The organism is Kitasatospora azatica KCTC 9699 (genome assembly GCF_000744785.1).
GTDB lineage: Bacteria > Actinomycetota > Actinomycetes > Streptomycetales > Streptomycetaceae > Kitasatospora > Kitasatospora azatica.
On sequence record NZ_JQMO01000002.1, the window covers coordinates 344,591 to 366,077 of the forward strand.

18 protein-coding genes and 2 pseudogenes are annotated in these 21,487 nt (G+C 69.3%); 2 read left to right on the forward strand and 18 right to left on the reverse strand.

Annotated features, from left to right (window positions below):
* Positions 1 to 171: 171 nt before the first annotated feature.
* The 9 genes and pseudogenes from BR98_RS02080 to BR98_RS02115 form a co-directional block, all read right to left on the reverse strand.
* Positions 172 to 432: pseudogene (locus BR98_RS02080) on the reverse strand (fuconate dehydratase); the annotation flags it as partial.
* 182 nt (positions 433 to 614) lie between these two features.
* Positions 615 to 1,634, reverse strand: coding sequence for a galactofuranose ABC transporter, permease protein YjfF (gene yjfF, locus BR98_RS02085; protein ID WP_051969207.1), 1,020 nt, complete (start codon positions 1,632 to 1,634; stop codon positions 615 to 617).
* On the reverse strand, positions 1,631 to 2,683 hold the full coding sequence (locus tag BR98_RS02090; protein ID WP_035839413.1) for an ABC transporter permease: 1,053 nt from the start codon (positions 2,681 to 2,683) through the stop codon (positions 1,631 to 1,633). The genes yjfF and BR98_RS02090 overlap by 4 nt, the downstream gene beginning before the upstream one ends.
* Positions 2,680 to 4,233, reverse strand: coding sequence for a sugar ABC transporter ATP-binding protein (locus BR98_RS02095; protein ID WP_035839416.1), 1,554 nt, complete (start codon positions 4,231 to 4,233; stop codon positions 2,680 to 2,682). Before BR98_RS02095 ends, BR98_RS02090 begins: the two co-directional genes overlap by 4 nt.
* A gap of 56 nt (positions 4,234 to 4,289) precedes the next feature.
* A complete protein-coding gene (locus BR98_RS02100) occupies positions 4,290 to 5,288 on the reverse strand; it encodes an ABC transporter substrate-binding protein (protein WP_035839419.1) in 999 nt (332 codons plus the stop codon).
* A 243-nt stretch (positions 5,289 to 5,531) separates the two neighbouring features.
* Positions 5,532 to 5,666: a hypothetical protein gene (locus BR98_RS41910; RefSeq protein ID WP_267886034.1), complete on the reverse strand. Its 135-nt coding sequence runs from the start codon at positions 5,664 to 5,666 to the stop codon at positions 5,532 to 5,534.
* Between the two features lie 323 nt (positions 5,667 to 5,989).
* Positions 5,990 to 6,205, reverse strand: a pseudogene (locus BR98_RS02105) (LacI family DNA-binding transcriptional regulator); the annotation flags it as partial.
* A gap of 869 nt (positions 6,206 to 7,074) precedes the next feature.
* Positions 7,075 to 7,383, reverse strand: coding sequence for a hypothetical protein (locus BR98_RS02110; protein WP_051969208.1), 309 nt, complete (start codon positions 7,381 to 7,383; stop codon positions 7,075 to 7,077).
* Positions 7,380 to 8,195, reverse strand: a complete 816-nt coding sequence (locus BR98_RS02115; RefSeq protein WP_198042106.1) for a phytanoyl-CoA dioxygenase family protein — start codon at positions 8,193 to 8,195, stop codon at positions 7,380 to 7,382. Before BR98_RS02115 ends, BR98_RS02110 begins: the two co-directional genes overlap by 4 nt.
* A gap of 142 nt (positions 8,196 to 8,337) precedes the next feature.
* Between BR98_RS02115 and BR98_RS02120 the strand changes: the two genes are divergently transcribed.
* Positions 8,338 to 9,216: a helix-turn-helix transcriptional regulator gene (locus BR98_RS02120; RefSeq protein ID WP_063774696.1), complete on the forward strand. Its 879-nt coding sequence runs from the start codon at positions 8,338 to 8,340 to the stop codon at positions 9,214 to 9,216.
* Between the two features lie 71 nt (positions 9,217 to 9,287).
* A protein-coding gene (locus BR98_RS42750) for an IS630 family transposase (RefSeq protein WP_456152110.1) occupies positions 9,288 to 10,369 on the forward strand; the annotation gives its coding sequence in 2 pieces (ribosomal slippage) (positions 9,288 to 9,770 and positions 9,773 to 10,369; 1,080 coding nt in all).
* Between the two features lie 1,480 nt (positions 10,370 to 11,849).
* Here the strand turns inward: BR98_RS42750 and BR98_RS02135 are convergent.
* The 9 genes from BR98_RS02135 to BR98_RS02175 all read right to left on the reverse strand — a co-directional run bounded on the left by BR98_RS02135 (position 11,850) and on the right by BR98_RS02175 (position 21,411).
* Positions 11,850 to 13,133 carry an NAD(P)/FAD-dependent oxidoreductase gene (locus BR98_RS02135; protein WP_035839428.1) on the reverse strand — a complete coding sequence of 428 codons (1,284 nt, stop codon included), beginning with the start codon at positions 13,131 to 13,133 and terminating at the stop codon, positions 11,850 to 11,852.
* 49 nt (positions 13,134 to 13,182) lie between these two features.
* Positions 13,183 to 13,854 (reverse strand): haloacid dehalogenase type II, encoded by a 672-nt coding sequence (locus BR98_RS02140; protein WP_035839431.1) that lies wholly within the window; start codon positions 13,852 to 13,854, stop codon positions 13,183 to 13,185.
* Positions 13,855 to 13,900: 46 nt separating this feature from the next.
* On the reverse strand, positions 13,901 to 14,911 hold the full coding sequence (locus BR98_RS02145) for an aldo/keto reductase (protein ID WP_035839434.1): 1,011 nt from the start codon (positions 14,909 to 14,911) through the stop codon (positions 13,901 to 13,903).
* A complete protein-coding gene (locus BR98_RS02150) occupies positions 14,908 to 16,368 on the reverse strand; it encodes an aldehyde dehydrogenase family protein (protein ID WP_035839437.1) in 1,461 nt (486 codons plus the stop codon). Before BR98_RS02150 ends, BR98_RS02145 begins: the two co-directional genes overlap by 4 nt.
* Positions 16,365 to 17,318, reverse strand: a complete 954-nt coding sequence (locus tag BR98_RS02155; RefSeq protein ID WP_035839440.1) for a succinylglutamate desuccinylase/aspartoacylase family protein — start codon at positions 17,316 to 17,318, stop codon at positions 16,365 to 16,367. Before BR98_RS02155 ends, BR98_RS02150 begins: the two co-directional genes overlap by 4 nt.
* A gap of 62 nt (positions 17,319 to 17,380) precedes the next feature.
* The gene (locus BR98_RS02160) at positions 17,381 to 18,250 is read right to left on the reverse strand and encodes an ABC transporter permease (RefSeq protein WP_035839442.1); all 870 of its coding nucleotides are present in this window, start codon (positions 18,248 to 18,250) and stop codon (positions 17,381 to 17,383) included.
* Positions 18,247 to 19,167, reverse strand: a complete 921-nt coding sequence (locus BR98_RS02165) for an ABC transporter permease (RefSeq protein WP_083975870.1) — start codon at positions 19,165 to 19,167, stop codon at positions 18,247 to 18,249. The genes BR98_RS02160 and BR98_RS02165 overlap by 4 nt, the downstream gene beginning before the upstream one ends.
* A gap of 5 nt (positions 19,168 to 19,172) precedes the next feature.
* The gene (locus tag BR98_RS02170) at positions 19,173 to 20,312 is read right to left on the reverse strand and encodes an ABC transporter ATP-binding protein (protein WP_035839443.1); all 1,140 of its coding nucleotides are present in this window, start codon (positions 20,310 to 20,312) and stop codon (positions 19,173 to 19,175) included.
* Complete coding sequence (locus tag BR98_RS02175) at positions 20,305 to 21,411, reverse strand: ABC transporter substrate-binding protein (protein WP_035839446.1); 1,107 nt, start codon at positions 21,409 to 21,411, stop codon at positions 20,305 to 20,307. The genes BR98_RS02170 and BR98_RS02175 overlap by 8 nt, the downstream gene beginning before the upstream one ends.
* Positions 21,412 to 21,487: the final 76 nt, after the last annotated feature.

Consider the following 21,487-nt stretch of genomic DNA (forward strand, 5'->3'; position numbering starts at 1 on the left):
CTTCGCCGGTGGCGAGCCTGGTGACCAGTAGCGCGACCAGGATGATGGCGCCGATCACGGCGGCTGCGAAGACCGTGAAGATCACCCCTTGCGCCCGGTTGGCGTTGACAGCGCCGACCCGTCCCGCGATGACCGGGCCCGCGACGGCGGCGAGAGCGCCGCCGATGACCGGAGCTCGTCCAGTGATCGGCCGACCAGGAGAGGACGGAGCGCGTCGATCGCCGCGACCTCGACCTCGTTGCCCCGGCCGATGGTGAAGCAGAACCCGTGTCCTTCCGGGCCATTCGCCGCGTCGGTGCGGATGATCACGTACGCCGCGGAATAGTCCGGGTCGGAGTGCATCGCGTCCGAGCCCGCGAGTCGACGCGAGGTCGGGAACCGGATGTCATAGGTGTCGAGGGCCGTGATCCGCCCCTGGGCTGCCTGCCGCATCCTCGCCTGCGCCGCCTTCAGGCCCATCCCTGACCACATCCGTCGCCATTGCCCCCTTTTGTGCCTTCTGCCAATCATAATCGCCTCGCGTTTCTTCACCCATGTTCTGAAGGTTGTGCCGGTACGGGCGTCGAGGGCCAGGGCGGAGCGGCGACGGAGGCGTACGCCGGGATTGTGAATGATCACGCGCTACGTCTGGCGCGCTGATGCCTGGGTGCGTGTTGGCGGCGGGCCGTCATGATGCGCTGCAGCAGGACGAAGACGAAGAGCAGCGTGCCGACCGCGATCTTCGTCCACCAGGAGCTGAGCGTGCCCTCGAAGGTGATGATGGTCTGGATGACGCCGAGCACCAGGACTCCCAGCACCGTGCCCAGGATGTAACCCGATCCGCCGGTGAGCAGCGTCCCGCCGATCACCACGGCCGCGATGGCGTCCAGTTCGGTGCCGACCAGGTGCAGGCTGTAGCCCGACAGCGTGTACAGCGTGAAGAGCACGCCGCCGAGCGCGGAGCAGAGCCCGCTGACGGTGTAGGCCCGGATGACGGTCCGTCCGACCGGAACACCCATGAGCAGCGCCGACTGCGGGTTGCCGCCGACGGCGTACACCGCCCTGCCGAACCGGGTGTAGTGCAGCACGACGAACGCCGCCGCGACCACCAACACGGCGATCACCACCGACCACGAGACGAACACCCCGCCGGGCAACGTCAGATGGCTCTGCGCCAGGGTGGTGAACAGGTGGTCGGAGATCGGGATCGAGTCGGTGCTGATCAGGTAGCACAGGCCCCGGGCGAAGAACATGCCAGCCAACGTGGCGATGAACGGCTGCACTTCGAAGTGGTGGATGGCGTACCCCATCCCGGCACCGAGCACCGCGCCGACCGCCAGGACCAGGGGGATCACCAACAGCGGTGGCCAGCCCTGACGTTCGACCAGGTTGGCGCAGAGCATGGTGGTGAGCGCGCCGACCGCGCCGACCGAGAGGTCGATCCCGCCGGTCAGAATCACGAAGGTCATGCCGACCGCGATCACCAGCAGGTAGGCGTTGTCGACGAACAGGTTGGCCAGGACCTGGCCGGAGAGGAAGCCGTAGTAGCGGTAGTTGCCGGCCTCCAGGGTGAGCGCGAAGAGCGCGGTGGTGGCGAGGACCGGGAGGTAGCCCCGGCGCTGCGCGGCGAACTCCCGCAGGGACGTCGTACTCATGGCGCCGTGGCCTCCTTCTTCCTTGGCTTGGCTTGGACGGCAGCGGCACGGCGGCGCGCCCGCCCGGGGAGCACCTTGGCGCGGAAGGCCGGAGACTGCAACAGGCACACTGCGGTGACCACCAGGGCCTTGAACATCAGGGTGGTCTCCGGCGGCACGCCGATCGTGTAGACGGTCGTGGAGAGGGTCTGGATGACGAGCGCTCCGATGGCCGTGCCACCGAGGTGGAAGCGACCCCCGGAGAGCGAGGTACCGCCGATCACGACGGCCAGGATGGCGTCGAGTTCGATCCACAGGCCGGCGTTGTTGCCGTCCGCCGAAGCGACGTTGGAGCTGATCATCAGGCCGGCGCCGGCCGCGCACAGGGCACAGAAGGCGTACACCGTGACCGTGAGGGCCCCCGCTCGGATACCGACCAGCCGGCTGGCCTCGCGATTTCCGCCGACCGACTCGAGCAGCAGGCCGAGCGCGCTGCGTCGTACCGTGAGACCGGTCAGCACCAGCACCGCCGCCGCGATCAGGACCGAGAGCGGCAGGCCGAGCTCGTACCCGCCGCCGATCAGGTGGTACGGCTGGCTGTTGACGGTGATGATCTGTCCGCCGGTGATCATCTGGGCGACACCGCGCCCGGCGACCATCAGCACCAGGGTGGCGATGATCGGCTGCATCCCGGCGCCTGCCACCAGCAGGCCGTTCCAGATCCCGAGGGCGACGCAGACCGCCAGCGCGAGCAGCACGGCCAGCACGACGGCGCCGCTGTCCTTCTGGTTCGTCAGGTGACTGATGTTCAGGCAGGCGACGGCCCCGGAGATGGCCACCAGGGCGCCGACCGAGAGGTCGATGCCACCGGTGGCGATGACCAGCGTCATCCCGAGGGCGACCAGCAGCAGCGGCGAGCCGAGGCGCATGATGTCGATCAGGCTGCCGTAGAGGTGGCCGTCACGGACCCGGATGCTGAGGAAGTCCGGCGAGTAGATCACGTTGGTGACGAGAAGTGCGGCCAGCAGGGCCACCGGCCAGAACAGTCGATGGCCTAGAACTTTCCTCATCGGTTGGCACCTCCACTCGCGATGGTCTCCATGAGCCGGTCCAGGGTGAGTTCGGGAGTGTTGGGAAGTGTCGCCACGAGCTCGTGGTCGCGCAGCACGCCGACGGTGTCGGAGAGCCGCAGGACCTCTTCGAGTTCGGCGGAGATGTAGAGGACCGCCATGCCGTCCTCGGCCAGCGAGGCGACCAGCTTCTGGATCTCGGTCTTGGCACCGATGTCGATCCCCCGGGTGGGCTCGTCCAGGATCAGCAGCTTGGGTTCGGTGATCAGCCATCGGGCGAGCAGGACCTTCTGCTGGTTGCCGCCGCTGAGGTTGCGGACCAGGGCCGAGGGGTCCGCGGGGTGGACGTGCAGAGCCTTGATCCACTTGTCGACCAGTTCGTCGGCCCGGCGGGTCGCCAGCGGCCTGGTCCAGCCGCGGGAGGCCTGCAGGGCGAGCAGGATGTTCTCCCGGACGGTGAGGTCCGGGACGATGCCCTCCGTGCGGCGGTTCTCCGAGCAGAAGGCGATGCCGTGCCGGATCGCGGCCCGGGGGCTGCGCAAGGTGACGCTCTGTCCGGCGACGGAGATCCTGCCGCTGTCCGCGTGGTCGGCGCCGGCGATCAGCCGGGCGGCCTCGGAGCGGCCGGCGCCGAGCAGTCCGGCCAGACCGACCACCTCGCCCGGGTGCAGGGCCAGGTCGAACGGCTCCACCGCGCCCTTGCGCCCGAGGCCGTGCGCGGCCACGTACGGCTCGCTGTCGGCGGCCGACTCCCGGGCCGTCCGCTGATGGTCGGAGACGTCCAGCTCGCCGAGTTCCTGGCCCAGCATCGCGGCGACCAGCTCCAGTTGGGGCAACTCGGCGGTCAGGTACTCCCCCACCAACTGGCCGTCGCGCAGGACCGTGATCCGGTCGCAGACCTCGTAGACCTGGTCGAGGAAGTGCGTGACGAAGAGGATCGCCACGCCCTCCTCACGCAGCCGGCGGATGACCGTGAAGAGCCGCTCGACCTCGTCGCGGTCGAGGCTGGAGGTGGGCTCGTCCAGGATCAGCACCTTCAGCCCGCCGGCACCGCCCCCCTCGGTGTCCACAGCGCGCGCGATCGCGACCATCTGCTGCAACGCGAGTGGCAGGGTCCCGAGTTCGGCCCGTTCGTCGATGTCGAGGTCCAGGCTGCGCAGCAGTTCGGCCGCTTTGCGGCGCAGCGCGGACCAGTGGATGCCGCCGAAGCGGCGCGGTTCACGTCCGAGGAAGAGGTTCTCCGCGACCGACAGGTTCGGGCAGAGGTTCACCTCCTGGTACACGGTGCTGACCCCGGCTCCCTGAGCCAGCAGCGGGCCGTCGAAGCGGACCGGCGCGCCGGCGAGGACGATCTCGCCGGCCTCCGCGGTGTGGACTCCGGTGAGTACCTTGATCAGGGTCGACTTTCCGGCGCCGTTCTCGCCCATCAGGGCGTGCACCTCTCCGGCGAACAGCCGGAGGTCGACGCCGGACAGAGCCTGAAATCCGGCGAACTCCTTGCTGATACCGGTCATTTCGAGGACCGGGCTGGCGGACTGTGGCGCCGGCATGGTTGCTCCTCTCCTCGCCTGGCGGCCGGGGCCCCGGTGCGGGCCCCGGCGGGTTGTCAGTACTGGCGGTTGGGGAGCTCGGCGGCGGCCTGGTCCTTGCTGAACACGCCCTCCTTGGAGAGCACCCGGTCCGGCACGTCCTGCTTGTCGTGGATCTTCTGGACCAGGTCCATGATCTGCGGGCCGATCAGCGGGTTGCACTCGACGACCTCTTCGATCTTGCCGTCGGCCATCGCCTGGAAGGCGTCCTTGATGCCGTCGATCGAGACGATCTTGATGTCCTTGCCCGGCTTGAGGCCGGCCTCCTCGATCGCCTGGATGGCACCGACGGCCATGTCGTCGTTGTGGGCGAAGAGGACGTTGATGTCCTTGTGCGCCTTGAGGAAGGCCTCCATGACCTCCTTGCCCTTGGCACGGGTGAAGTCACCGGTCTGGTCAGCGATGATCTTGAACTTCGGGTCCTTGAGGACGACGTCCTCGAAGCCCTTCTTGCGGTCGATCGCCGGGGCCGATCCGGTGGTGCCCTCGAGCTCGGCGATGTTCACCGGCCCGGTCGCGCTCTTCTCGGTGTCGACCAGCCACTGGCCCGCGCTGGTGCCCTCCTTGACGAAGTCCGAACCGATGAAGGTCTTGTAGAGCGTCTTGTCCTGGGTGTCGACGGCCCGGTCGGTGAGGATGACCGGGATGCCGGCCGTCTTGGCCTCCTTCAGGACGGTGTCCCAGCCCGTGGTGACCACCGGCGAGAAGCCGATGACGTCCACCTTCTGCTGGATGAAGGACCGGATCGCGGCGATCTGGTTCTCCTGCTTCTGCTGCGCGTCCGAGAACTTCAGCTCGAAGCCGGCCGCCTTCGCCGCGTCCTGGATCGACTTGGTGTTCGCGGAGCGCCAGCCACTCTCGGCGCCGACCTGCGAGAAGCCGAAGACGAGCTTGTGCTGACCGCCCGCGTCGGCGGAGCCCGCGGGGGCCTTCTTGCCGGCACAGGCGGCCAGCGAGACGGTCATCGCGGCGGCGACGGCGACGGCGCCGAGAGTTCTGGTGATGGAACGGGACATCGTGCTCTCCTTGATGATGGTGGATCAGCGAGCGCTACGTGACATGCCTTCGGTGATGTTCTGGTTCAGGAGGCCGGCCGAGGGGCGAGCCCCGGCCGGAGCAGTTGGTGGGCCCCGTCGGCCGGCCACCGCCCCCGTGCGGACGTTCGGGATCTCCGGGTACGTGCAGCTCGGGGGGTGGGCGAGTGTGCAGCCGCCCGGCGGGACGGGCGCGACATGGTGGTGGAGCCCTTCGGTGGGAGATCAGCCGGTGGTGGGGGTGAACCGCAGGACGTTCCAGGAGACCGGCGGCAGCTGGGCGCCGAGCCGACCGTCGACCGGAACGGGACTGGTGGTGGCGGCGCGGGGGCGAACGCGATCCGGCTGCGCCTGGGCCACCCCGGGGTCGTCCGTGGCAGCGGTGGGGCGGGCGGTCCCGGGTGGCCGCAGCGGCGCGGAGCATTGGCCCGGCAGGTCGCCTACTTGACCGTGAGGCCCTGCTGCGTGGCCCACACCCGGCCCAGCGGGTCACCAGGAGCCCTCCCGAAGGCCGACTGGCCAGGGGCGGCTCTGCCGGTCGGCTCCGCGGACGCATCGAACGAGAAGCGGGTTGCGCCGACGGCGGCTCTGCGGGCGAAGCGGTTGGAGCTCACCTTTGATCTCCGTGCTCGGTGGGGGCCATGGGCATTGACTGTTAGCGTTAACATCTAGTCGCCGAGGGAGCGGGTGACCAGGGTGCGGGCCGCCGTGTTGGGCCGGTAGTCCAGCTCCCGGATCGCCGTGAGCACCCGCCCCCGGGTCGCGGGGCGGACGCCGGGGTGCGCGTTGGGGTGCGCGTTGGGGTGCGCATTGAGGACGCGGGAGACGGCCTGGTGCGACACGCCCGCCAGCCGTGCGACATCGGCCATCACGGGCTTCCGGTACGTCGCGCTGTCCATGACCCCTCCCCCTTCCGCTCCGTGCTGATCCCGGCTGATCCGTGCTGATCCGTGCGAAGTTGCCGGGATTGATCCTCCGTCAGTTACCGGCGTGTGAATTGTTATCGCTAACATTCCGCCCGTCAATGCCCTGTGCAGGTCACATTCAGGTCTCGCCAGGACCGCTCGGGCCCAAGGCGTCCCATCCGCTTCCGGGCAGACTCGGAGGGGCAGTTGGGGGTCGGGGGGCAGCAGCCACCCCGCCCACCTGCCCGCGCCGACTGGACGGCCCGTGGCCGCTCGCCGCCGACGCACACCACGCAGCAGCGACCACCGCACGCGACACCGCAGACCGCCACGGCGAGGCCAACGCCCTCCGCGACCTCGGCCGCAGGCAGTACGCGGCTGGCAACTATCGGGCCGAAACCAGGCTCTACGAACGAGCTCTGACGATCTATCAGAAGATCGGCTGCCGCCCCAAGGAGGCCGAGCTGCTCACCGGCCCGGGCTCGGCGAGCATCGAGATCAACGGTCCGCGCGAGGCCGTGCCCGTGCATCCCGATGACCGTTCCAGCCCGGCAGTGTCCCTCTGGCGGGGCCGCCCGACCCCGACCCCACCGCCCCCGACCCGCTCTCAAGTCGGCTCGCCCTATGGCTCGCTGAGGCCTACGTGCGAGTGCGTGACCGCTAGCGAACCGACCACCTACGCGACCTTGTCGGAGCGGTCTGAAAGCCAGCGGCGCTGCCCCGAATACGGGACAGCGCCGAAGACCGTACAGACCCGGGCACACCGGTGCACAGCCGGCTGCCCCACCTCCCCTCTGCCAGAAGGAGGCGGGGCAGACGAGGTGACGACCCCGAAGCGGACCCGGAGCCGTTCACGGATCGGATCAGAGCGTCTCGATCCGCTCGAAGAAGAACTCGTGCTTGAGGAAGGAGACGTCGTACTCGTGGCCCGGGTAGGGCGGGACGAGCTGGGATGCCTGGATCAGCCGCCAGCCGTCCTTGAGCGCATCGAGCCCGGTACCGTAAGGCGGCTCCGCACTGTCCCCCGTGGTCGGCGAGGTGCGGCCGGTGCCGTCGTACTGCGACCAGCCGACCACGTCCGAGTCCAGCGCGGAGTTGAGCAGGTACAACACGAGCACCTGCTGGCGGAGCACGGGAGCGGGAACCGTGGCCGGCTGCGAATCGACCGTCATGCCATTGCCTCCTGAGGCCGGTTGGAGACCCTGGTCACCCAGTGGTCGAGGTCGAAGTCGGGATCGCCGGTCAGCTCGCGCCACAGCAGGGCGCGGTTGTAGCGCTCGAGGCGCCCGACGGCCTGTTCGTACCAGGGGAACTCGACGTCCAGCTCGGAGCGCACGCCGGGGTCGTGCAGGTCCGAGGTGTCCCACAGGAGTCGCTGGCGGACCGTCGGATTGAAGCGGATCTTGAACATGTAGCGGGTCGTGTCGCTGTCGTTGCGGCGACCACCGTGCCAGATGCCGTGGTGCACGAACACCACCGTTCCGGCCGGGCAGACCAGTCGGTCCTGGCCGCGAAGGTTCTGGTAGCGGCCGGTGTCCGATTCGTTGATCCGGCGCAGGTGGCTGCCGGGGATGCTGAGGGTGCCGCCCATCTCCAGCGTCACCGCCTGCGGGTAGTACATCAGTTGCACGTCGAAGGCGTCCGGTCGCACGTCGATGATGGCGTCCGCGTGCAACGCCTGCGCCTCCCCGCCGCGAGGTTCGCGTACATGGACGGCGTGGTGGTCCACGAGCGGCTCGGGGCCGACCAGGCTGCGCAACGCGCCTTCGACCTGCGGAACCGCCAGCAGCCTGGCGGTGAAGGAGTCCGGGGCGTACGCCCTCGACAGAGGTGTCCCGTAGGGGACCGGCGCCACCCCCTCCGCCAGCACCCCCATCGCCTCGGCGTTCAAGTCCGCAGGCACAACCGCGTCCAGTCGAAGGGAACCGTGAGCCACGAAGCGGGCCATCTGGACCGAGTTGAGCAGGATCCGTTTGTTGTCCATGGCAACAGAGGCTAGAGCCGCGACCCGCTCTCCGAGTGGGCCCGGTTCGCCATCTACTGGTCAATTTTCACCATTCGTCGGGTCGGCTGAGGTCGCAGCCGGGACACGGGACTTGCAGGTGCGGGCGTGATAGAACTCGGGCATGGACACGGCGCTCGCCCATCTCGACGAGCCTCCCGGCGTGGCTGCCGTCGGCATCGGTGTGCACGGCTGCGCCAGCCGTGCGGAGGTGTTCTCGCTGCCGAACCTGTGGCAGCTGCATCTCTACGGCTACGAGGCCGACCTGACGGTGAACGACACCGCGCACGCGATCCGCCCGGGCCGGGTCAGCCTCGTTCCGCCCGGCACCACGGTTCGCTATCGCTACCGGGGCCGGTCCGAGCACCTCTACGTGCACCTGCGCCTCGGATCGGCCGGCTCGCCGCTCAGCATCCCGGTGATCCAGGACGCCGGGACCGAACTCGTGCCGCTCGCCGCGCAGTTGCGCAGCGCACTTTCGGCCTGGCCGCACTCGCCGGCACGGGCGACGGCCGAGGTCTGGGCCGCGCTGTGGCGGGTCGCCCACCTGGCCCCGTCGCGCACGGTCGGCATCGCCGCGACCCATCCGGCAGTGGCGGCCGCGGTGGCGATGATCGAGGCACGCTTGGCCGAGCCGCTGAGCGTGGCGGAGATCGCGAAGGCGGCGGGCGTCTCACACAACCACCTGACCAGGCTCTTCCGTGCCGCCACCGGGGATACTGTCGTCGGCTACCTCCGCGCTCGACGGATGGAGCGGGCCCGCCACTTCCTTCAGGCCACCACCCTGTCCATCCCCGCCATCGCGGCGTCGGTCGGAATACCCGACCTCCAGGCGTTCAACAAGGCATGCCGCCGAGACCTCGGAGCCTCCCCGCGCGGCATTCGCCATGGCCTGAACAGCCAAGCCGTGGTTCACGCAACACGGCTGCCGCCGCAGTCACCCGATCGAGACTCTCGTTCGACCAGCACCTCTCACGATCGGAACGACAACAGCTACTACTGACTTCGGCGCGCCAGGGTGAACTGTCCCGGTTTGCCTGACGAGCTCGGTGTGGTGGCTGTATCCGATGGGGTGTGAGATACGCGGATGGGGGCGGGCTGACCGCTTCAGGACGGCTGCGCCGGGAGACGGTGCGGATGCAGGCGGCCGAGCTGTTCGAGCAGGAGGTCAAGCCGGCGGAGGTGGCCCGGCGCCTGCGGGTGAGTGGGAAGTCGGCTTACCAGTGGCACCAGTTGTGGCGCGAGGGCGGGGTCGAGGCGCTGGCATCACGTGGCCCGGGTGGGTCGCGGTGCCGCCTGTCCCCGCGCTGCCTGGAGAAGCTCGCCGGGTATCTGGACCAGGGCCCGGCCGCGCACGGCTGGGTGGAGGACCAGGTGTGGACGGCAGCGCGGGTGGCCACGCTGATCGGGCAAAAGTTCCACGTCTCGTACAGCGTCTCGGGCGCTACACGGCTGATGCACAGACTTGGCTTCACTCCGCAGATGCCCGCTAGGCGGGCTGCGGAACGTGACGAGCAGGCCGTCACCGCGTGGACGGAGGTGACCTGGGCGGAGGTAAAAGAGCCCGGGCGGACTGCGATGGGTGGGTCTGCTTCGAAGACGAGGCCGGCTTCACGCGCAGGCCGCCCCGTGGACGTACCTGGGGACGGCGGGGCATCACCCCGGTCGTGAAGGTCTCCGGCAGCCGCTCCGGACGTGTCTCGGTCGCTGGGCTGATCGCCGTGCGGCCAGGCTCCCGGACCAGGCTGTCCCACCGCATCCGGCGGCACACCGGTCGCAAGGGCGAGCGGCGGAGCCTCTCCGAGCGCGACTACATCGGCCTGATCGACGGCATCCACCATCTGGTGAAGGCGCCGATCGTGCTGGTCTGGGATCGGCTGAACACCCATGTCTCCCACGTGATGCGCGAGTTGGTCGCCGCCAGGAACTGGCTGACCGTATACATCCTGCCCGCCTACGCGCCGGACCTGAACCCCGTGGAGTGGCTCTGGGCGCACGTCAAGCACAGCCTGGCCAACCTCTCCTCGGTCGCCGTCGACCGTCTCGAAGCCCTCGTCCGCAACCGGCTCAAACGGCTCCAGTACCGCCCCGACATCCTCGACGGCTTCCTCGCCGGGACCGGCCTCTCCCTGGACCTGCCACCACCATCACCCTGAAACGCCGAAGTCAGTACTGGCCCCACCCCGCTGGCGGCCATGGGATTCGCGGGCGGCGAACGGCCTGATGCTCACTCAAATAGGTGAATTCCGACCAGCAGTCTCGACATCTCTTCGCATGCGGCGCCACCGTGGCAGTGAAGGAATCTGCGGCGGACTTATCGATCCAGTCCCAGCACCGCAGACGCCCACTCCAGGTTGGCCAATGGGACAACTCCGGCCTCGGACACAAACTCCCACGCTCTCATCCGGCGACGCCCGGACGCTGACCACGACTGCTGGCCCAACGACATCGCGCGCCGCCGACCGGTGCACTGCGAGGCTTGACTCGGTGGCGGGACCGAGCCGACGCCCGGCATCCCCAGCTACTCACCCCACGCTCACGGTTGTGGACAGCATGCCAACCAGCCGCAGAGCGCCGCTCACACTCGTTCGCCTCTTCTGCACGGCCTGCGGCTCTCTGGCAGCAGCTCCAAGCTCGGGTCCTGGAACCCTCATGTGCGCGAGGGGAGCTCCTCGGCTCTGCGGTGCAGGGCGGCCTGTGCGGCCAGGACGTCGGGCATGGGCGGCCTCGTCGGTCGTTGGCCGCCCCTCTCCCGTCAACGGCCTGGGCGGTGCCAATGCGACATGCTCCCGCCCCTGGCCGGCAAGGTCAGCGGTATCGGAAAAGCTGCTGAGGCGAAGACCTTCGCTCTGCCGAGGCGCGCTGCCTGTCACATCGTCAACCAGCAGGTCCCACCCCAGACGTGCGGCCAGCTGCGGTACAGGTCCATAGCCTCGGGTCTGTCTGCGGGCAGCAGCGAGGACAGAAGCAGCTCGCCAGCCGCCGTGTTGGCCGCAGCCTTGCGACGCGGCTGGGCAGGTGGCGGACTGGCTGACGGTCAGTCAGGAGAGTCAGCAAAAGGTCAGCAAGTCTCCGAGCGGACCCCGGTATACGCGCGCAAGCATGAGAATCACCACGCCCATGGAACGTCGGCAGGCGGTCAGGCCGGTCCCGGGCCAGACCCTTCCCAACACCGCCTCGACCGTCATCAGTCCATGCAGTCACAGCTCACCCCGCCGCCACCCAGGACGGGGTGTTTCGCAGGTCAGCGCGTCCTCCCTTGCGGCCAAAGCGCCACCGTTGGCAACTCCGCCGCACACAGCCGCTCCCCCGCGCACCCCAAGCACCCAACCGGATCTTCCCTCGTCTCCCATCCCAACTCGTGCCTGTACGCCCCCTCTGCTGACTCGGGTGGTTGAAGTTCCAGGACCACCGCAACGGTCGTTGAAGGTGGCCGCGACAGAAGTCATGCGGTGTCCCGAGCTGGGTGATCAGTCGACCTCCTCCAGACGCGCGACGGCGCACTGGTGACCGGGGCAACGCAGCCCGCCACGGTGGGCACCTCATTGAGGCGAGGAGAGGCGAGGCGAAACTGCGGGGACTTCCCGCGACCACTTGGCGGGAAGTCTCCGCAGTGTCACCGCTGTCGGTGTCGGCTCAGAGCAGCTTGTCCTTGGCCTTGTAGTAGGCGCCGCCGAACGGCAGGAACCACGGGGTGCCGTTGTAGAACGGGACGGGGACCTTCGGGAAACCGAAGCCGCGCAGCGGGTTGGCCTCGGGCTTGCCGTCCATCATCTCGGCGACGGCGCGGCCCATGTAGGTGGCCATCTGGACGCCGTGGCCGCAGTAACCCATGGAGTAGTACAGGCCGTTGTCTTCACCCGCGTGTGGGATGCGGTCCCAGGAGAAGCCGACCATGCCGCCCCACACGTAGTCGATGCGCACCCCTGCCAGCTGCGGGAAGATCTCGGTCATCTCCCGCTTGAGGATGTCTCCGCTCTTGATGTCGGAGGCGGGGTTGGAGGGGGCGAAACGGGCTCGGCCGCCGAAGGCGAGGCGGTTGTCGGGGGTGAGGCGGACGTAGTGGCCGACGTTCTTGTGGGCGACCAGCAGGCGGCCGTTGGGGATGAGCTCCTTGGCGCGCGCCTCACCGAGCGGCTCGGTGACGATGATGAAGCTGCCGACGTTGATCAGCCGCTTGCGGAACCAGGGCAGCGACTTGTCGGTGTAGGCGTCCGTCGCCGCCATGACCTGCTTGGCACGGATGGTGCCGTGCAGGGTCTCGACCAGGAAGCCACCGCCGGGCAGGCGGGTGAGGCCGGTGGCCGCGTTGCGCTCGTGGATCTCGGCGCCGGCCCGCTCGGCGGCGTCTGCCAGGCCGCCGACGAACTTGCCCACGTGCAGGCCCGCGCTAAGCGGGTCGAGCAGGGCGCCGTGGTAGTAGTCCGAGTCGAGCTCCGCCCGCAGTTCGCTCTTGCTCAGGACGATCGTCTCGTGGCCGAAGTTCTCGGCCAGGTCGCGCTGCTTGGCCCGAAGGCCCTCGAAGTGCTGGGGCTTGCAGACCAGGCCGAGGCGCCCGGAGCGGTTGAAGTCGCAGTCGATCTGCTCCTGCACCGTGAGGTCCTCGACGACGTCGACCGCCTCGCGGAAGGCGTTGTACAGCTCGAGTGCGCGCTCCTGGCCGTAGCGCTTGCGCGCGTCGGCGGGGCTGATGGTGATGCCCTGGGTGCACATGCTGCCGTTGCGCCCGGAGGCGCCCGAGCCGACCTTGTCCTTTTCCAGGAGGACGACCCTGGCCCCCTTGCGGGCGGTGTGGTAGGCGGTGGACAGGCCGGTGAGGCCGCCGCCGATCACCACCACCTCCGCCTCCTCGGGCAGTTCCTTTCCGGATCGGTCGGGCAGGGCGGGGGCTGTGTCCAGCCAGTAGGGGATCTGCTTCATGGCGTGCGTCCTCTGTGTTGTCTGTCCGGTGTCGCCGTCTCGAGGTCGGTCAGCAGCCGAGGAGCTTCGGCAGGCCCGACAGGTCGGGCAGCTCGTCGTACGGCTGGTAGTCGGCGCTGCCGGGGCGGCCGTAGCGGTTGATCCACACCCGGCGCTTCAGGCCGAGGTCGCGGGTCGGGATGTGGTCGTACTCCCAGCCCTGGGCGGTGTGGATGACCTGGGACGGCTCGACACCCATGGTCCGGAAGGCGTGCTTGAAGGTCTGCCGGTCCGGCTTGTAGGCGCCGGCCTGCTGGGCGGTGATGACGTAGTCGAACTCGACGCCGATGTTCTCGACGTTGCGCGCGATCAGGTTGTCGTCGCTGTTGGAGATGATGGCGATCTCGTACTTGGTCTTCAGCGCGCGCAGGGCCTCCGGGACCTCCGGGAAGGGGCCGAAGGTGGGGACGGCGTCGACGAGGGCCTCGCCGTCGGACTCGCGGTACTCCAGGCCGTGCAGGCGCATGGCGTTGCGCAGGCTGGAGGGCAGGATCTCGTGGTAGGGGCGGTAGGCCTCCAGGACGGCCTGGAAGCGCATGACGCGGAAGTCGTCGAGGAATTCGTCGACGTCCAGGTTGTCCAGGTCCAGCCGACCGGAGTCGCCGAGGATCTTCAGGGTGGTGGGGCCGAGTTGGAAGTCGACCAGGGTTCCGTAGGCGTCGAAAGTGACAATCTCTCGCATGGTGTTCAACCTCGATCTCGCGTGTTTCCGCAGGGAGTGGGGGGCTTCAGACGACGCGTTCGCCGGGGGCGACGATCGCGTCCAGTGCGGCCAGGTCAGCCGGGCTCGGGATCCAGTCGGCCGCCGCCGCGTTGGCGGTGACCTGATGGGGGGTCATGGCGCCGCAGATGACGGAGCCGACGGCGGGCAGGGCCGCCAGTGCGCCCACGGCGACCTGGAGAACGGAGAGTCCTCGTTCGGCGCCGTACGCGGTGAGCGCCTCGACCCGGTCGAGGGCCGCGTCGGTGAGCCAGCCCTGCCGCCAGGACAGGCGGCTGCCGGGCGGGGGTGCCTCGCCTCGCCGGTACTTGCCGCTGAGCAGGCCGTTGGCCAGCGGGTAGTACGGCAGCAGGCCGACGCCGCGACTCAGGCAGGCCGGGATCAGATCGTGCTCCACGCTGCGGTCCAGCAGGTGGTAGCGGGCCTGGGTGGACACGAAGGCGTCGGTGAGGTGCTCGGCAGGCAGGTTGGAGCAGCCGATGTACCGGATCTTGCCCTCGGCCACCAGCTCCCGGAGCGCGGCCACCGTCTCCTCCAACGGGGTGACGCCGTCCGGCTCGTGGTACTGGTACAGGTCGATCCGATCGGTGCCCAGACGGCGCAGCGACGCCTCGACGGCGTACCGGATGTAGCGGCGGGCGCCGCGCGGGCCGTGGTGTTCGGCCTCCTCGTCCATCTCCATGCCGAACTTGGTGGCCAGGACCACCTGGTCGCGGTGTCCCTTGAGGGCAGCGCCGAGGAGGCGTTCACCGTCTCCTCGCCCGCTGCCGGACCCGCCGAACCCGCCGAACCCGCCGGTCGAGCCGGACCCACCGAACCCGCCGAACCCGCCGGTCGAGCCGGACCCGCCAGACCCGCCGTACATGTCGGCCGTGTCGAACAGGGTGATCCCCGCGTCCAGGGCCGCGTGGACGACGGCCTTCGTCCCCGCCTCGTCGAGGCGGGAGCCGAAGTTGTTGCCGCCGACCCCGACCACCGAGATGGTCGGGCCGCGTTCGCCCAGGGTGCGGTATCTCATGACCGGTCTCCGAAACCGATGCAGACGTTCTTGGTCTGCGTGTAGCTGGCCAGGGCTTCGAGGCCCTTCTCCCGGCCCCAGCCGCTGTGCTTGTAACCGCCGAAGGGGAGTTCGACGCCGGTGCCGACACCGGTGGCGTTGACGTAGACCTGGCCGGCCCGGATGCCCTCGGCCAAGCGCATCGCCTTGTCGATGTCGCGGGTCCAGATGTACGAGGCCAGGCCGTACGGGCTGTCGTTGGCGATCGCCAGTGCCTCGTCCGCGTCGTCGAACTCGATGACGGTGACGACCGGGCCGAAGATCTCCTCCCGGGCGCAGCGGGCCTCGTTGGTGAGTCCGGTCAGGACGGTCGGCTCGACGTAGTAGCCGTCGGCCAGCTGAGGGTTCGAGGGAGCGCCTCCCCCGGCCAGGGCCACCGCGCCCTCCGCCCTCGCCAAGTCCAGGTAGCCCAGCACCCGGTCGCGCTGCCGGGCGGCGACCAGCGGGCCGATGTCCGGGTCGGTGAGGCCCGGGCCGATGCGGAGTGAGGCCGCGTACGAGACCAGCTTGTCGAGGAACTCCTCGGCGCCGCGCTGGAGCAGCAGCCGGGTGCCGGCCGAGCAGGTCTGGCCGGCGTTGCCGAAGGCCGAGGCCGCGACGGCGGTCAGCGCCAGGTCGAAGTCCGCGTCGGCGAAGACGACGACGGGTGACTTGCCACCCAGCTCCGTGACGGACGGCACGACGTTGGCGGCGGCGGCCTGTGCGACCTTGATGCCGGTGGGCACCGAGCCGGTGAAGGTGACCTGGTCGATGTCCGGGTGGCCGGCGAGGGCCGCGCCGGTCTCGCCGTCACCCGGGACCACGTTCAGGACTCCCGGTGGAAGACCGCACTCCAGGGCGATCCGGCCGATCTCCAGCGGGGTCAGCGGCGCTTCGGGCGACGGTTTGAGCACCACCGTGCAGCCCGCGGCCAGTGCCGGCGCGGAGCCCCGCGCGGTGTTCTGGAGCGGGTAGTTGAACGGGATGATCTGCCCGGAGACGCCGATCGGCTCGCGAACGGTGTAGTCGATCAGGCCGGGGCCGAGAGGGACCGTCGTGCCGCCGAGCTTGTCGGCGACGCCCGCGTAGAACTCGAAGTACCGGGCGGCCGCCTCGACATCCGCCTTGGCCTGCCTGAGCGGCTTGCCCACGTCCTGGCTCTCCAGACGGGCCAGCCGTTCGCCCTGGTAGCGGATGGCCTCGGCGATCCGGTACAGGATCCGGCCCCGGTCGGCGGCGCGCATCCGGGCCCACTCGGGCGCGGTGAACGCCGCGCGTGCGGCGGCCACCGCCTGGTCCACGTCTGCCTTGCCCGCCAGCGCCACCTGGGCGAGGGCCGTCCCGTCGGAGGGGTCGAGAACGGTGAAGGAGCGTCCGTCGGCGGCCGGTACCTGCTTGCCGTCGATCAGCAGCTCGGTCAGTTGGAGTTCGCCGCTCATGGCCGGATCTCCCCCAGCACCTCGCCGAAGATGACGACTTCGTCGCCCGGACGGACGGTACGGATCCGGCGCACCCAGAGCACGATGCCTTCCTGCGGGGCGCGGACCTCCTCCATCGTGTTGCCGTAGTGGTCGACGATGGTGGCGATCAGGTCGCCTTCCTTGCAGGTCTCCCCCGGCTCGGCGCGGGCGACGAAGAAGCCGCCGGCAGCGGAGCGGGCGAACGTGCCCGAGACGGCCGTGTAGGTGTCCCGCAACTGCGCCTCGCCGTCGGTCATCCCGAGTCGGCGCAGGATGTTGCGGATCGAGTCCATGTGCCGCTCGACGTTGGCCTCGCGGTAGGTGGCGCCGCCGACTTCGATGGTGATGGCGGGCTTGCCGGCCGCGAGGGCGGGGTGGCGGACCGTGCCGCCCCACTTGCCGCCCTTCCAGACCAATTCGTGCCCGGCGGCGAGGGCGAGGTCCGTCGCCAGTTCCTCGTAGCCGCCCTGGAGGATGACGAGCGGGGCGATCTCCCCGTACGCGCCTCCGGTGTGCAGGTCGACCAGGGCGTCGATGGCGGGGACGACCTGCTCGACGAAGGTCGCGGCCAGGCGCTGCGAGTACGAGCCCTCCGCGTCACCCGGGAAGATGCGGTTGAGGTTGAGGTGGTCGATGCTGCCGGCGCGGGAGGCCGCCTCGAAGGCGGGGGTGTTCATGCAGGGGATGCCGACGAGGGTGCCGCGAAGGGTGGTCGGGTCGATCTCGGCGAGGACGCGCCGGATGGCCTCCTGGCCGTCGTACTCGTCGCCGTGCACGCCGGCGTCCACGCACAGGACGGGGCCGTCCTGGGTGCCGTTGACGACGATCAACGGAATGCCGAGCTCCACGCCGTAGCTGCTGGTGCCGACCGGGATGAGGCCCTGTGCGCGCTCACCGGGGGCCACGGACAGCGGACCGATGGAGTACATGTCGTTCCTTTCCAAAACGTGCGTCGTGCGTCAAAGGCGGGCGGAAAGTGCGGGTGCTGTGGTCATGACGCGGTCTCACCTCCCGCGGCGAGGCCCACACCGGGCTCGGTCGGCAGGAGGACGTCCTGCTGGCCGGAGCCGCTGAGCCTGCGCACCACACCGACCAGGGCGAGGGCCACGACGGCGACCGCGATGAGGATCGCGCTGACGGCCGTCACCGACGGGTCGACGTCGTACTGGAGGACGTTGTACACCTGGACCGGCAGGGTCACCGTGTTCACGGAGGACAGGAACTGCGCGATGAAGAACTCGTCGAAGCTGGTGATGAAGGAGAAGATCGCGGCGGCGACCAGTCCGGGCATGGCCAGCGGGAGGGTGATGCGCCGGGCGACGGTGAGGCGGCTCGCGCCCATGCTGGCGGCCGCGTCCTCCAGCCGTTCGTCGATGCCCTTCAGCGTGGCCATGAGGATCATCACGGCGATCGGTGAGGCCAGCACGGTGTGGCCGAGGGCGAGGGCGATCGGGCTGCCGAGCATCGCTGCCGGTTCGAACAGCAGGAACAGGCCGAGGGCGATGACGACTTGGGGGATCACCAGCGGGGCCAGGACCAGACCGTAGACCGCTGAGCGCAGCGGCAGGTCGCTGCGGACCAGGGCCGTGGCCGCCGTCATGCCCAGGGTGAGGGAGAAGACGGTGGTCAGGCAGGCCACCAGGGCGCTGAGCGACAGCGCGCCCGGCCACTTGCTGCCGTCGGTGAACAGCACCTTGTACCAGTCGAGCGTCCAGGAGCTGGGTGGGAAGGAGCCGAAGGCGTCCTTGCCGAAGGAGGTGACGACGATGACGACGATCGGCAGCACCAGGAACAGCAGGATCAGCGAGGACAGGACGGCCAGCGTGATGCGTCCGGTCAGGGTGGAGCGGAGCTCGATCATGACCTCGCACCTCGGTTCCGGTACGCCTCGCCCGCCGACTTCAGCAGCCTGAGCAGCAGCAGCCCGGCGAAGGTGAGCAGCAGCAGGATGATGCCGAGCGCCGAGGCGCCGTTCCACTCGTTCTGCTTCATGACCTGTGTGTCGATGAGCGAGGCGACCATGGTCTGCTTCGGGCCGCCCATGAGGGCGGGGGTGATGTAGTAGCCGAGGCAGAGGATGAAGCACAGCACTCCGGCATTGACCAGACCGGGAGCGACCAGCGGCACGTAGACCCGGCGGAAGATGGTCACCCGGCCGGCGCCCATGCTGGCCGCGGCGGCCATCAGCCGACGGTCGATGCCCTTCATGACCGCGTACAGCAGCAGCACGGTGTACGGCAGCATCACGGATGTGGTGCCGATGACGACTCCCAGCTCGTTGTAGAGCAACTGGAACGGGGCGCCGGGGACGTGAAGGCCCGTCAGGACGCTGTTGACGACCCCGTGTTCACCGAGCAGGATGATCCAGCCGTAGGTGCGCACCAGGGCGCTGATGAAGTGCGGGACGACCACGACCACCATCACCAGGCCCGCCCACAGGGGCTTGAGCCGGGACACCGCGGCGGCCAGGACGAAGCCGACGACCAGGCTGAGCATCGAGGTCTCGGCGGAGATCCGCAGGGTGGTGAGGAGGATCTCCAGGTTGGCCCCCCGGAAGGCATCCGTGTACCAGTGGAGGGTGAAGCCTCCGTCCTCGCCCTTGAGGCTCAGCATCAGGGTGCTGAAGATCGGGTAGACGAAGAGGACCAGCAGGTAGACGACGACGGGGGCGGCGTTGAGCAGTCCGAAGCGGGTGCGGCGGTCGGACAACCGGCGGCCCCGTTGTTCCTTGCGGGTCACCGGGGCTGTGGAGCCCGGTGCCGGAGCGAGCACGGCCATCGTCCTCACCCCCCGTCTTCCGCGTCGGCGAACACGCTGACGTTCGCGGGGTCCGCGGCGAGGTCCACGCGCTCGCCGAGGGCGGGCGCGCGGCCCGCGGGCAGTTCCAACCGTACGAGGCCGGTGTCCGAGCCGGTGAGGGGGCGGACGGTGACCCTGACGAGGGTGCCGACGTAGGTGACCGTCTCGACGGTCCCGGTACAGAAGCCGTCGCCGGCGGGACACAGGAAGAGCCGACCGGGCTGGACCGCCGCGCGTACCCGTGCGCCGTCCGGGGCGGCCTGCGGGCGGGCCTTGAGCAGGCCGCCGGTGTCGAGCCGTACGAGCGTGTGCTCTGCGGTCTGTTCCTCGACGCGACCGGGGAGGAAGTTCGCCGCGCCGAGGAAGTCTGCGACGAAGGGTGTGCGGGGGCGCTCGAAGAGCTCCTGCGGGGTGTCGAACTGGTCGATCCGCCCGTCCCGCATGACCGCGATGCGGTCGGAGAGGACGAGGGCCTCCTCCTGGTCGTGCGTCACATAGATGACGGTCAGGCCGAGTTCCTGCTGGATGCGCTTGATCTCGGTCTGGAGCTGGTCGCGCAGTTTCTTGTCGAGGGCGCCGAGCGGCTCGTCCATCAGGATGACCGGCGGCCGGTAGACCAGGGCGCGGCACAGGGCGACGCGCTGCTGCTGGCCGCCGGACAGCTCACGCGGTCGGCGGCGGGCCATCGCGGACAGTCCGGCCATCTCCAGCGTCTCGCCGACCCGACGGCGCTGCTCCGCCTTCGGCACGCCACGCAGTTGCAGCGGGAAGGCGACGTTCTCCCAGACCGTCATGTGCGGGAAGAGCAGGTACTGCTGGAAGACGAAGCCCAGACCGCGCTTCTGCGGAGCCAGGCGGGTGACGTCGTTGCCGCCGGCGACGATGCTGCCGGAGTCGGGCTCGCAGAATCCGGCGATCATCATCAGGGTGGTGGTCTTGCCGGAGCCGGAAGACCCCAGGAAGGTGACGAACTCACCCGCCGCGATCTCCATGGAGACCTCGTCGACGGCCGTCACTCCCCCGTAGGTCTTGCGCAGTCGCCGCACGGAGAGGGCTTTTCCGCTGCCGGCCAACGCTGCCGGAACGGCGAGCGAGGGCTCGGACATCACATGGGTCTCAGGCATGCGTCCACTCCTGCCAGCGCTTGGCCACCGTGGCCTGGTTCTCCAGCCACCACTGGACGTCCATGTCGAAGCCGGTCTTGAGGTGCTCCGGGGAGCTGGCCAGGTTCGCGGCGGTGTCCGGGGAGAGTTTCTGGTAGGCGGCGGGCACCGAGGGGGCCATCGGGTACAGCTCGGCGTAGGCCGCCTGCACATCGGGCCGCAGCGCGAAGTCGATGAGCTGGTAGGCGGCCTCGGTGTTCGCCGCACCCTTGGGGATGCCGAGGGCGTTGCTCTGCCGGCGGGCGCCGTTCCACTGGTAGGCGAGGGGCGAGCCCTGCTTGATCAGGGCGTCGAGGCGGCCGTGCCAGACGTCGGTGACGACGACTTCCTTGCGGCCGAGGAGTACGCCGGGCAGGGCGCCGGTGTCCCAGTACTTCTTGACGGATCCCTTGATGTTGTCCAGGGACTTGAATGCGCGGTCCACGTCGAGGGGGTAGAGCTTGTCCAGGGGCACCCCGTCGGCGAGGAGGGCGAATTCCAGCACGGGACGGTCCGCGTCCAGGCCCTGCAGGGCCCGGTCGCCGGGGAACGCCTTGGTGTCCCAGAAGTCGGCCCAGGTGGAAGGCTTCTTCCCGTCCCAGACGTCGGTGCGGTAGGCCATCACGCTGGCCCAGTAGTTCTTGCCGACGGCGTTGGAGGTGACCAGGGTGCCGGCGATGCCGGCGTTCTTGAAGTTCTTCAGCCGGTCGTAGTCCAGGTCCTCGGTGGCGCCCGCCTTCTTGAAGCGCAGGAAGTCGGACATCGAGTCGTCGATGACGTCGAACTGCGGGCGGCCCTGCTGGATCTGGGCGAGCATCTGCGCGTACTGGATGTTCACCACGTCGATCCGGATTCCGGTCTCCTTGGTGAACGCGTCGTAGATGGCCTTCCGGTTGGCGTCGCCGTAACTGCCGCCGCTGTCGCGGACGACCAGCGTCTTGGAGGCCTTGCCACTGCTGCCTGCGGCGGACCGGCCGGTGCCGGTGCCGCAGGCGCTGAGGGCGGTCGCGGCGGCGACACCCGCCGTGACTCCGCCTACTCCGCGCAGGAACAGTCTTCGGTCGATCCTGGCATCTTTCATCGTGTGCCTCCTGGCGGTGCTGGCCGTGGAAAGGGGAGCGGCTGGGGGACGTGGGTGGGCCGCTGGGATGGAGGTT

What these genes read in the sequence shown, in the direction of transcription:
- BR98_RS02170 (WP_035839443.1), bottom strand. Translation starts at nt 20,312, where the DNA reads ATGCCTGAGACCCATGTGATGTCCGAGCCCTCGCTCGCCGTTCCGGCA.
- BR98_RS02090 (WP_035839413.1), bottom strand. Translation starts at nt 2,683, where the DNA reads ATGAGGAAAGTTCTAGGCCATCGACTGTTCTGGCCGGTGGCCCTGCTG.
- BR98_RS02115 (WP_198042106.1), bottom strand. Translation starts at nt 8,195, where the DNA reads ATGGACAACAAACGGATCCTGCTCAACTCGGTCCAGATGGCCCGCTTC.
- BR98_RS02155 (WP_035839440.1), bottom strand. Translation starts at nt 17,318, where the DNA reads ATGTACTCCATCGGTCCGCTGTCCGTGGCCCCCGGTGAGCGCGCACAG.
- BR98_RS02165 (WP_083975870.1), bottom strand. Translation starts at nt 19,167, where the DNA reads ATGGCCGTGCTCGCTCCGGCACCGGGCTCCACAGCCCCGGTGACCCGC.
- BR98_RS02140 (WP_035839431.1), bottom strand. Translation starts at nt 13,854, where the DNA reads ATGCGAGAGATTGTCACTTTCGACGCCTACGGAACCCTGGTCGACTTC.
- BR98_RS02175 (WP_035839446.1), bottom strand. Translation starts at nt 21,411, where the DNA reads ATGAAAGATGCCAGGATCGACCGAAGACTGTTCCTGCGCGGAGTAGGC.
- BR98_RS02145 (WP_035839434.1), bottom strand. Translation starts at nt 14,911, where the DNA reads ATGAGATACCGCACCCTGGGCGAACGCGGCCCGACCATCTCGGTGGTC.
- BR98_RS02120 (WP_063774696.1), top strand. Translation starts at nt 8,338, where the DNA reads ATGGACACGGCGCTCGCCCATCTCGACGAGCCTCCCGGCGTGGCTGCC.
- BR98_RS02160 (WP_035839442.1), bottom strand. Translation starts at nt 18,250, where the DNA reads ATGATCGAGCTCCGCTCCACCCTGACCGGACGCATCACGCTGGCCGTC.
- BR98_RS02135 (WP_035839428.1), bottom strand. Translation starts at nt 13,133, where the DNA reads ATGAAGCAGATCCCCTACTGGCTGGACACAGCCCCCGCCCTGCCCGAC.
- BR98_RS02150 (WP_035839437.1), bottom strand. Translation starts at nt 16,368, where the DNA reads ATGAGCGGCGAACTCCAACTGACCGAGCTGCTGATCGACGGCAAGCAG.
- BR98_RS02100 (WP_035839419.1), bottom strand. Translation starts at nt 5,288, where the DNA reads ATGTCCCGTTCCATCACCAGAACTCTCGGCGCCGTCGCCGTCGCCGCC.
- BR98_RS02095 (WP_035839416.1), bottom strand. Translation starts at nt 4,233, where the DNA reads ATGCCGGCGCCACAGTCCGCCAGCCCGGTCCTCGAAATGACCGGTATC.
- BR98_RS02110 (WP_051969208.1), bottom strand. Translation starts at nt 7,383, where the DNA reads ATGACGGTCGATTCGCAGCCGGCCACGGTTCCCGCTCCCGTGCTCCGC.
- yjfF (WP_051969207.1), bottom strand. Translation starts at nt 1,634, where the DNA reads ATGAGTACGACGTCCCTGCGGGAGTTCGCCGCGCAGCGCCGGGGCTAC.